The sequence below is a fragment of the Micromonospora rosaria genome, assembly GCF_001567585.1.
GTDB lineage: Bacteria > Actinomycetota > Actinomycetes > Mycobacteriales > Micromonosporaceae > Micromonospora > Micromonospora rosaria.
This window is the reverse complement of sequence record NZ_LRQV01000096.1, coordinates 19,342-28,477: the sequence shown is the minus strand read 5'-3', so window position 1 is coordinate 28,477 and position 9,136 is coordinate 19,342. Positions and strand designations below refer to the sequence as shown.

The following is a 9,136-nucleotide window of genomic DNA, read 5'->3' as shown; positions in this document are numbered from 1 at the left end:
GGCTCGGGTTCTGCCCCCTCTGCCGCCAACTCGTCCCAACCTAACAAAGCACTACTAGGGCCTGTGTCGAAGTCGGTCACAGCCACTCGTTGATCGCGGCGACGTGCACGGTGGCTTCGTAGCGCACGGCGAGTTTGTCGAAGCGGGTGGCCACGGCACGGTAGCGTTTGAGGCGGTTGATGCCGCACTCCACGGCGTGACGCTGCTTGTACCGCTGCTGGTCGAAGGCCGGTGGCCGGCCGCCCTTCGACCCCAGCTTGCGCCGGTTCGCGTCCTGGTCGGCCTTCGACGGGATCGTCGCCTTGATTCCACGTCGGCGCAGGTAGCGGCGGTTGGCCTTCGACGTGTAGGCCTTGTCAGCGAGGACCCGGTCCGGGCGGGTCCGGGGCCGGCCGCCGCCGAGTCGGGGCACCCGGATGCCGTCGAGCACCGCGATGAACTGCGGGCTGTCACCGCGCTGCCCGGCGGTCAGCACGACCGACAGCGGCTTCTGCCCCTGCTCGCAGGCCAGGTGCACCTTCGTGGTCAGGCCGCCCCGCGAGCGACCGAGCGCATGATCGGTCGGTTCGACCGTGACCCCGCCCGGCGGCTCGGTCTGCAGATCCCCCTTTTACGCGCCCCAGCGGCATGCTGATGAGCCCGAGCGACCGTCGAGTCCACCGACACGTCCCACACGACGCGTCCGGCCACGTCAGCGAGGGCCTGCAACGCGGTCAGGATCCTCGCCCAGGTCCCATCACGCTGCCAACGCCGGAACAGCGCATACGCCGCAGCCCAGGACCCGTAGCACGCCGGAACGTCCCGCCACGGGGCACCGACCCGTGTCCGCCACCGAATCCCATCAATGAGCTGCCGTTTCGTCCATGTCGACGGTCGACCTGGCCTACGCCCCACAGGCAGCAGCGGCTCCAGCGCCACCCACTGTGCGTCGGTCAGGTCATGCCGCCTCGTCACCGCTAGGGTGTCCACGAGGTCTCCGGTGTTCGGGTTCTGCTTGGTCGCTGAACCAGATACCGGAGACCTCGCCATGTCTCGACCACCGACACGCCAAGATCCTCAACCAACAGCTCAAGCCCCGGCACCGACTTTGACACAGGCCCTAGGGCCAGCCCGGTCGATCAGAGATCGGCCGAGACGAGGAGATCCCGCCCCACCCCCGGCACCGCGCGCGGGCAAGCCCGCAACCCCTGACCGAGGACCTACGCCGACCCCTGTGCCGCGTCATACCGGTCGAGCACGTACTTGACGCTGCTCTTGGCCCACTGCCCTTCCCCGACGGGGTGGCAACCTGCTCCGCGTTCAACGCCGTGGCGATTGCGGCAAGCGACAGGCCTCCCGAGCCGGGCAGGCGGTGTGGGCGGCATGTCGACCAGCGGACCACGGCGAGCAACTCGACCTGTTCACCGGCCTCGAAAGCTGATCGACCCGCCAGCGACATCGAACCCATGGCGGTGCTACTCGGCGTATGGTGATGGTATGACCGCGCAGGTGAGGAAGCTGTCGATCTCCGTACCGCCCGACGTCGCGGAGCGACTGGAGCAGGAGCCCAACGCCTCGGCGTACATCACCCAGGCCGTCCGCGACCGGATGCGCCTGGACGCCCTGGACGCCGAGCTGGCGCACGCCGGCATCGAGGTCACCGAGCAGGGGGTGGCCGAGGCGCGGGCCCGGCGGGCGGCTGTGGAGGCCGAGTGGACTAGCCAGCGGCGCCAGGCCCTCCGCGATCGGGTCCGCCAGCACCTGCGCGACGAGGTCGACGACTCCCCCCGGCAGTCGGTCGCGTGACCGCAGAGCACGACAACCCTCCGATCCGGCTCGTGCTGGACCGGTCAGCGCTGCTGGCCTACCTCACCGGATCCGTGCACGTCGGGGAGACGCTGCACGAGGTCATCGAGGACCGCAACCGGTTCGGGGTCACCGCCGTCACCGCCGCCGAAGCCCTTGCTGTCGTGGCCGACTCGAAGGACCGCAGGGCCCTGCACCGCCTGCTCGCCCTCGACGCCTGCGTCGTGCTGCCCACCGACGGTGAGAGCTGGCAGGAACTCAGCTACTGGCGCACCTACACCGGACGAGCCGACCTGGCCACCACCGTGCTGGCCTGCCTGGACCACGACGCCACCATCCTCACTCAGGAGAACCGCTACGGCGACGGGGACCTCCCGGTTATCTTCATGCCCATCTGACGCTCTTCTGCCTGGTCGGCGAGCTGAAGGGTGACGACGGTTGTGTCGTCGTGACGCTTGCCGCGCCACCGGCGCGGGTCGGGGTCTCCTCGCTCCGCCTCTCGTACTGCCCTGATGAGAGCGCTCGGTCCGTTGGCTGTACCGAGGTCGAGGACCTCGCGCCAAGTCCATCCGTAGCGCTCCGTCAATCTGGATACGCCATCCGAGCAGAGCAGCACCTGATCAACGGACTCTCGGGGGAGTGCGCCTACTAGGGCGTGGTCGGCTGCTTCGGGTGCCGCACCCAGGACCCAGAAGCCTTCAGGAGTGTTACGGACCGTTGCCACATAGGCCGGCGAGTAGGTTCGTACTCGCCCTTCTACGACGGGGGCGTCCGGCAGGTGATCGACTCGATCGTCGATGACGCTCGCGCAGTGCTCGGCTCCCTGGTCGATGACCACTGCGCAGTCACCGAGCACCAGCCACTCCACCTGATCATGGTCGATCCGAACGATCGCTCCCGTGGCCCCAGGCGAGAGCGGGTCGTCGAGGTCACATAACGGACCGTGGTCAGCCATGGTGGCCTCGATCGCGACCCGGACGATGGTCTTGAGCGTCTGCCCCGGCCGCCCCAGTCCGCTGGCGAGGTGAGCAGCGAGCCGGTCAACCACCCAGGTGATGGGGTGGATGCAGCCGCCCGACTCCCCGGGATACCGCCCGGCACCGTCCAAGACCAACGCCCAGCCATCGCCAACGGCGAAGCGATCTTCATTGGTGGTGTCCGGTGCCGCCTGCATGGCGGCCGTGTAGGTGATATGCACGCGCCGCCTTAGTCGGGAATCTTGAACCGGTATGCCATCTGGACCATATCGCCTGCGATGACGGCGAGCATGACCTCTACGGGGCGCCCGTCTGTGTCGTACGTCGTCCTGGTCAGATCCACTACCGGAGTCCCTGCTGGCAGGCGTAGCGCCGCACTCTCGGGACCAGTAGGCATGCGGACCGACCACTCCTCGGTGATCTCATCGAGCTCATGTCCGGCTTCCTCTAAGCGGGCGTAGCTGCCGCCCGGCCCCGTGTCTTCTTCTTGGATCTTGGTGCCTCTCACCACGCTCAGCTCGAAGTAGGAATCGGCGAGCTGGTTGGGGCGATCGTCAACCAGTGTCGTTCGTCGGCGTACCCACACTGGGGTGCCGGGAGCGATCTTGAATCGCTCGGCGACGATCACGGGTGCTGGCGTCTCAGCAAGTTCACGCATCAACTGACCAGCGTTGTGGCCTTGTGCTTCGGCCTCTGCCGTCAAGATCGCCCTACCTGCTCGCCACCGACTCTTTGCGTACCTGTCAATGCCGTGGCGGCGAGCGGTGGGACGTTTGCGGACGAAGGTGCCCTTGCCCTGAAGGGTGATGACCAGGCCCTGTTGCCTCAGCAGATCGATCGCCTTGCGGGCTACAGCGAGGCTCACGAGGTTGTCTGCGGCTAAATCATCGAGGGTGGGCAGTTGGTCGCCTGGTTGGTAGACGCCTGTCTCGATCTTTAGCCGTATGTCATCTGCAACGCGTACCTGCATCGGTCGCGCGTCGGTGGGGCCGGTGCTCATGCCTCTCAGAGTAGACCGTTTGAAGGTCTGCATACAGACCTCCTTGACCCCGACCTATCGAAGGCTCTAACGTAGTCCGCACGTTGATAGGTCTGCATGCAGACATGCGGACCCATTCCATTGCCTGCTTGTGGGTCATGGAAAAGGCCTCAGCGGGATTGCGCCCCGCTGAGGCCACGGCATCAACCCCTACTCGCAAGGAGCAACAGATGCCACGGATGAGGGTACGTGCTGCCCTGATTCGGCCGGAACACGTGCGGCCGGATTCGAGGGAGATCGAGGTGTCTGCGCTGGTGGCGCGGGCGCAGGCGGGTGACGCGGAGGCGTTCGGGCTGGTCTACGACCGGTATGTCGGCGAGGTGTACGGGCTGGTGTACCGGCGGGTGTCGGACCGGCAGGTGGCCGAGGACCTGACGTCGGAGACGTTCCTGCGGGCGCTGCGGAACCTGGGCAGCTTCCGGTACGGCGACTTCGGCGCGTGGGTGACGACGATCGCCCGGAACGTGACGACGAACTGGCAGGTGTCGCACCAGCGGCGGGAGCTGCCGGTGGCGGACCTGCGGAGCGCGGCTCCGCTGGACCGGGTGGTGGGTCCGGAGTCGGTGGTGGTGACCACGCTGACCCGTGAGGCGCTGCTGGCGGGGATTGAGCAGCTCAGCCCGGTGCAGCGGGAGTGCATCGTCCTGCGGTACCTGCGGGAGCTGAGCATCGAGGAGACCGCCCAGGCGCTGGGGCGGACCCCGGCCGCGATCAAGGCCCTGCAGCACAAGGCGCTGCGGGCCCTGCGAGGGCTGCTGGCGGTGTCGGCGGTGATGCCGGCATGAGCGCCCCGACGATGACGCCGCGCAACGGCGTGGACCAGGCCGCCGCTGTGCGGGCCGCGAACGGACGGCCGGCTCCGGCGCAGCCGATGCCGATGGGCATCCGGGTCACCAAGGGCCCTGGCGCCCCGCAGGCCACCGAGGCCGCTTCGGCCGCGCCGTCGACCCCTCGGGGCGCGGAGGAACTGCTGCGGCTGGCCGCCGGGAGTGACCTGGCGCGGACCCGGCACCTCGGCGAGAAGATCGCCAGCCTGGTGGCGGACCTGGCCGCCCGGATCGACGTGGAGCAGGCGCAGCGCCAGGAGCGGGAGGCCGCTGAGGCGAAGCGCCGGGAGCTGGCCGAGGCCGAGGCGACGCTGGCGAGCCAGCTCGCCGAGGTGCGGCAGAAGCTCCGCTCGACCCGCGATTCCACGGCATCGGTGACGGCGAGCGGCGGCCGGCGGGAGGGCGCGGAGCGGCGGGCCGAGATCCGCGCGTGGGCGGTCGCGAACGGCTACGAGGTCGCGGAGCGGGGTCGGATCGCGGAGCGGGTCGTGCAGGCGTGGGCGGCGGCGACCGGCTCGGAGGTGACGGCGTGAAGGCGCTGAGGATGCTGCTGCCGGCCGCTGGGGTGCTGTCGCTGGTCGGGCATGTGTGGGCGGTGCGGACGGTCCGGGCGGACCGTGTCCGGCTGGCGGAGGCCCGCCGCCTGGTGGCCATGGACCCGCTGACGGGGCTGGCGAACCGGTCCGGTCTGTCGGCGGCGCTGGCTGATCTGGCCGACGAGCCCTACGACCTGGCGATCTGCGACCTGGACGGCTTCAAGCAGGTCAACGACACCTACGGCCACGACGCGGGTGACGCGGTGCTGGTCGAGGTCGCGGCCCGACTGTCGGCGGCGGTCGACGAGGTCGACGGCGCGGTGGTGGCCCGGCTCGGTGGCGACGAGATCGTGCTGGTCTGTCCGTCGCCGGCCCCGATCGCCGGGCTCCTCGGCGCCGAGGTGGTGCGGGTCCTGGCCGCGCCGGTGGTCCTGCCCGGCGGGCGGGAGCTGCTGGTGCGGGCCAGCGTCGGCGCGGTGTCGGCGATGGCCGGTGACGAGCCGTCGCGGGTGCTGCGCGCGGCGGACCTGGCGCTGTACCAGGCGAAGGCGGCCGGTGGTGACCAGGTGGCCGAGTACGACCGGGCGGCGGACCTGCCGGTGGTGGAGACGCGGCCGGTGGTGCGGCTGCGGGAGATGGCCGAGACGGCTCGGGTGCTGGGGGGTGCGGCATGACGACCCCGACCAGGTCCCTGGACCTGACCGCTGCCCTGGCGCAGTACCGCGCCACCCTGCGCGAGGTGTCGAACGCCGAGCTGGAGCACCGGGCCGCTGCGGTGGCGGCGCTGCCGGGCTGGTTCGCGGGCGAGCTGCGCCGGCAGGTCGACGAGGAGCGGGAGGCCCGTCGTGCCGCCGGTCCCCCGTCGTCGGCTCGGTCGTGGACGCCGCAGGTCGTGGTCGGCGCGGTGGTCGCGGGAGCCCCGGCCTCCGTGCTCGCCGGCCAGGCCCTGGCCGAGTACGCCGACCGGGTGCCGCAGGCCCTGGTGTGGTCTCCGGCCGTCGCGGTCGGCCTGATCGCCGCCGTGGTCGGCGGCGGCCGGCTGGCCCGCTGGGTCGACGACCACCGCCACCCCCTCGCCGAGGACGTCGACGAGGCCGACCTCGACCAGTACGGCCGGGAGCTGCTGGCCCGGGTGCGGGCGGCTCGGCGGGCACGCGGGGAGGTGTGCTGATGGCCGGCGAGCTGGTGGTGCGAGTGCACCTGGACTGGACCGGGCCGGGCCACTACGAGCACGGGCGGTCGCTGCCCTGCCGGGTCTGCGACACCGCCACGAAGATGCGCGACGGCCGGGGCGCGGCGTGCCACCAGTCGTGCGCCGAGGACGAGATCGCCCGGGAGCTGCTCGGCGTCGGCCGGGCCCGGATCACCGACGAGCGGGTGCCGACCCCGGCCCGGCAGCGGCAGGAGGTGGCGCGGTGACGGCGGTGCAGAACGGGCCGGACCTGGGACAGCTGGCTTTGCAGGACCGGCGGGTTGGTCGGGAGTTGGCGGCTGCGGAGCGGGAGCGGTTGCTCGCCGAGCAGCAGATCGTCCGGCAGGACGCCGAGGCGCAGCGCCGGCTGCGGATGCAGGAGGGCAAGCTCCAGCTCGCCGCGCAGCGTGACCAGGTGCGGGCGGACCGGGTGGAGCGGCGTCGGCAGCAGCGGGAGGCGGAGCGGGAGGCCCGGCGGGCGCGTAAGCAGGCCCGGCAGGCGGAGCTGGCTGGGTGGGTGCAGCGGCGCGTCGCGTACGTGCGTGACAACGCGGCTGCGGTCTACTGCGGCCTGGTCTACGGGCTGGCGGTGTCCGGCGCGGTGTATGGGCAGGTCGACGCGGCCCGGTCCCACGGGCTACCGACCCCGGTCGGGGTGATCGCGGCGGTCGCGATCGAGGGTACTGGCCTGGCGATGGCGTTGACCGCCCAGCAGCAGCGGCTGCGTGGTGAGCGGGCGATGGCGGCCCGGAGCCTGATCTGGATCTGCACGGCGACGGCGGTGGCGATCAACGCGATCGGTCACGGCAGCGAGCCGGTCAAGGCGATCGGCCTGTCCGTGCTGAGCGCGATCGGGATCATCGTCTACGAGGTCCGGTCGGGGGCCAAGCACCGCAAGGCGTTGCGGGAGCTGGGCATGATCCCTGACCCGCCGGAGCGGTTCGGCTGGCGGCGGTGGGTGACCTACCCGTGGCAGACCTTCGGGGCGTGGCGGGTCGACGTGCGTGACCGGCTCAGCCCGGGGGCGAAGTCCCTGATCGAGCAGGCCGACGCCCGCCGTGCGGCGAAGCGGCGGCGGATCGAGGCCCGCCGGGCCGAGCAGCGGCGCCTGGCCGCCGCCGAGCAGGAGCGGCAGCGGCAGCAGAAGGTCGTCGCGGAGGTCGCCGACCGCGCCCGGCAGGCGGCCCGGGAGGCCACCAAGAAGGGGCAGGCCGGGCCGGCGCTCGCCGCACTGGTGCACCTCGCCCACACCGGCACCCCGGCGCCGCTGCTGGCGCTGCCGTCGCGGGCGCACGTGGAAGCGGAAGCAGCGCGTGTGGAGCTGCGTACCGTGCGGGCGGCGCTGGCGGAAGCGGAAGCACGTGCGGACGCTGCGCAGCGCCGGGCGGAAGCGGAAGCAGCGCGCCGGGCCGAGGTGGAAGCAGAAGCAGCAGCGGCCATCGAGCGGGTCACGGTGGAAGCAGAAGCAGCGACGCGCCGGGCGGAAGCGGAAGCAACCCGCCGCAGCGGGGTGGAAGCAGAAGCAACGACGGCGGTGCGCCGGGCGGAAGCAGAAGCAGCGGCGGCGGCCCGTCAGGCGGAAGCGGAAGCAGAGCGCGCGGTGCGCCGGGCGGAAGCAGAAGCACACGCGGCGACGCTCGCCCGTCGAGCGGAAGCAGACGCACGTGCCGCCGTGGAGCGGGTGCTGGCCGAAGCGGAAGCAGCGCGGGCCGAAGCCCGCACCGAAACCGCTCGCGCGTCGCGGGCCGAGGGACACCTCACCACCGCTCAGGCCGAGTGGCAGCGACGGGTGCAGGTCGCCGAGGCCGCCGCCGCTCAGGCCCACCGGGACCGGGACGTGGCGCGGCAGGCTCAACAGCGTGCCGAGGCCACGGCCGAGGCCGCCCAGCGTGAGGCCGCCGACCTGCGGGCCGCCCTGGCCCAGGCCGCCGCCGAGTCCGGTCGCCGGTCGACCCGCCGAGCCTCGGCGAGCACTCCGGCTGAGCCGGTGCTGCTCGACGGCAAGCCGGTTCCTCAGGTCGATCGGGTCAGCCCGCAGACCGTCCTTGCCGTGCTCGAAGCCCGGCGGGACAACCCCGACGCCACCCAGAAGGAACTCGCCGCCCTGGTCCCGACCTCCGAGCGGACCGTCGGGTCGGTGCTGCGGGCCGCCGCCGTCCAGGACGGCCCCGCCGAGGACCCGTCGCAGTGAGGTGAGCCCTCGGTGCTCGACCCGCCGACGACGTCGGGTCGAGTGCCGAGGCCCCGCCCCTCGGCAAGGGCCGACCAGACGATCCGACCCACCCGCATCACGCCCAGGAGGTGATCCCCGTGAGCGCCCAACCCGCCGAGGACAACTACATTCCGTCACCGTCGCCGCGAGTTCCACTCCGGCCCACGGCCCCCGTGGTTTCCCTTGCGGAGCGCAGGTCAGAAAGCCTCCGTACCCCTCCCCTACCGGAATCCAACCAGGACCAACCCGTGCAGAGCGGACAGGCGGATTCTGGCCCCAACTCTGGCACCAGAATTACCGTCAGTGACGTGCCGGGGGATTGGGCGAGCGTCGCCGCCGTGTGGACCGGCTCCCCCGACCCGCTGTGCGCCGTCGTCGAGCAGGCCAACCGGGCCCGTGGCGGCCAGGACGCCGCCGCCATCGCGATGGCCTGCTGGGCGGTCCTCGTGCTCGTCCCCCGAGGCCTGCTGCACCTGGCCTCGTGGATCCTCTCCCACCCGCTGCGACTGATGGCCGCCGCCGCCGTGGCCGCCGTCTTCGTCGCGACCCTCTGACCTCCCGAAAGGAG

General features: G+C 71.5%; 12 protein-coding genes. 9 read left to right on the top strand and 3 right to left on the bottom strand.

Annotated features, from left to right (window positions below):
- Positions 1-76: 76 nt before the first annotated feature.
- Positions 77-969, bottom strand: a protein-coding gene (locus tag AWW66_RS32945; protein WP_425413299.1) for an IS5 family transposase whose coding sequence is annotated in 2 segments (ribosomal slippage) — positions 77-603 and positions 603-969 — 894 coding nt in all. Because the reading frame shifts where the segments join, the coding sequence is not laid out codon by codon here.
- Between the two features lie 507 nt (positions 970-1,476).
- On the opposite strand from AWW66_RS32945, the gene AWW66_RS22320 reads away from it, so the two are divergent.
- Positions 1,477-1,785, top strand: coding sequence for a hypothetical protein (locus tag AWW66_RS22320; protein ID WP_067369866.1), 309 nt, complete (start codon positions 1,477-1,479; stop codon positions 1,783-1,785).
- Complete coding sequence (locus tag AWW66_RS22315; RefSeq protein WP_067369863.1) at positions 1,782-2,183, top strand: PIN domain-containing protein; 402 nt, start codon at positions 1,782-1,784, stop codon at positions 2,181-2,183. The genes AWW66_RS22320 and AWW66_RS22315 overlap by 4 nt, the downstream gene beginning before the upstream one ends.
- On the opposite strand, the gene AWW66_RS22310 is transcribed toward AWW66_RS22315, so the two are convergent.
- Both AWW66_RS22310 and AWW66_RS22305 read right to left on the bottom strand, forming a co-directional pair.
- Positions 2,141-2,983: a protein phosphatase 2C domain-containing protein gene (locus AWW66_RS22310; protein ID WP_067369860.1), complete on the bottom strand. Its 843-nt coding sequence runs from the start codon at positions 2,981-2,983 to the stop codon at positions 2,141-2,143. The two genes, AWW66_RS22315 and AWW66_RS22310, sit on opposite strands and share 43 nt — an antisense overlap.
- Before the next feature lie 8 nt (positions 2,984-2,991).
- Positions 2,992-3,762 carry a GntR family transcriptional regulator gene (locus AWW66_RS22305; protein WP_245648423.1) on the bottom strand — a complete coding sequence of 257 codons (771 nt, stop codon included), beginning with the start codon at positions 3,760-3,762 and terminating at the stop codon, positions 2,992-2,994.
- Between the two features lie 281 nt (positions 3,763-4,043).
- Here AWW66_RS22305 and AWW66_RS22300 point away from each other — a divergent pair, with 281 nt between their 5' ends.
- The 7 genes from AWW66_RS22300 to AWW66_RS22270 all read left to right on the top strand — a co-directional run bounded on the left by AWW66_RS22300 (position 4,044) and on the right by AWW66_RS22270 (position 9,122).
- Complete coding sequence (locus tag AWW66_RS22300; protein ID WP_067369883.1) at positions 4,044-4,586, top strand: RNA polymerase sigma factor; 543 nt, start codon at positions 4,044-4,046, stop codon at positions 4,584-4,586.
- The gene (locus AWW66_RS22295) at positions 4,583-5,161 is read left to right on the top strand and encodes an Lsr2 family DNA-binding protein (RefSeq protein WP_245648422.1); all 579 of its coding nucleotides are present in this window, start codon (positions 4,583-4,585) and stop codon (positions 5,159-5,161) included. Before AWW66_RS22300 ends, AWW66_RS22295 begins: the two co-directional genes overlap by 4 nt.
- A complete protein-coding gene (locus AWW66_RS22290) occupies positions 5,158-5,838 on the top strand; it encodes a GGDEF domain-containing protein (protein ID WP_083978760.1) in 681 nt (226 codons plus the stop codon). Before AWW66_RS22295 ends, AWW66_RS22290 begins: the two co-directional genes overlap by 4 nt.
- Positions 5,835-6,335: a hypothetical protein gene (locus AWW66_RS22285; protein WP_067369854.1), complete on the top strand. Its 501-nt coding sequence runs from the start codon at positions 5,835-5,837 to the stop codon at positions 6,333-6,335. Before AWW66_RS22290 ends, AWW66_RS22285 begins: the two co-directional genes overlap by 4 nt.
- Positions 6,335-6,583 carry a hypothetical protein gene (locus tag AWW66_RS22280; protein WP_067369851.1) on the top strand — a complete coding sequence of 83 codons (249 nt, stop codon included), beginning with the start codon at positions 6,335-6,337 and terminating at the stop codon, positions 6,581-6,583. The genes AWW66_RS22285 and AWW66_RS22280 overlap by 1 nt, the downstream gene beginning before the upstream one ends.
- Complete coding sequence (locus tag AWW66_RS22275; RefSeq protein WP_067369848.1) at positions 6,580-8,547, top strand: DUF2637 domain-containing protein; 1,968 nt, start codon at positions 6,580-6,582, stop codon at positions 8,545-8,547. Before AWW66_RS22280 ends, AWW66_RS22275 begins: the two co-directional genes overlap by 4 nt.
- A 329-nt stretch (positions 8,548-8,876) precedes the next feature.
- On the top strand, positions 8,877-9,122 hold the full coding sequence (locus tag AWW66_RS22270) for a hypothetical protein (RefSeq protein ID WP_245648421.1): 246 nt from the start codon (positions 8,877-8,879) through the stop codon (positions 9,120-9,122).
- Positions 9,123-9,136 lie beyond the last annotated feature (14 nt).

Excerpts from the sequence above, each read along its gene's own strand:
- AWW66_RS22320 (WP_067369866.1), top strand. The coding sequence starts at position 1,477 with ATGACCGCGCAGGTGAGGAAGCTGTCGATCTCCGTACCGCCCGACGTC.
- AWW66_RS22305 (WP_245648423.1), bottom strand. The coding sequence starts at position 3,762 with ATGAGCACCGGCCCCACCGACGCGCGACCGATGCAGGTACGCGTTGCA.
- AWW66_RS22295 (WP_245648422.1), top strand. The coding sequence starts at position 4,583 with ATGAGCGCCCCGACGATGACGCCGCGCAACGGCGTGGACCAGGCCGCC.
- AWW66_RS22285 (WP_067369854.1), top strand. The coding sequence starts at position 5,835 with ATGACGACCCCGACCAGGTCCCTGGACCTGACCGCTGCCCTGGCGCAG.
- AWW66_RS22280 (WP_067369851.1), top strand. The coding sequence starts at position 6,335 with ATGGCCGGCGAGCTGGTGGTGCGAGTGCACCTGGACTGGACCGGGCCG.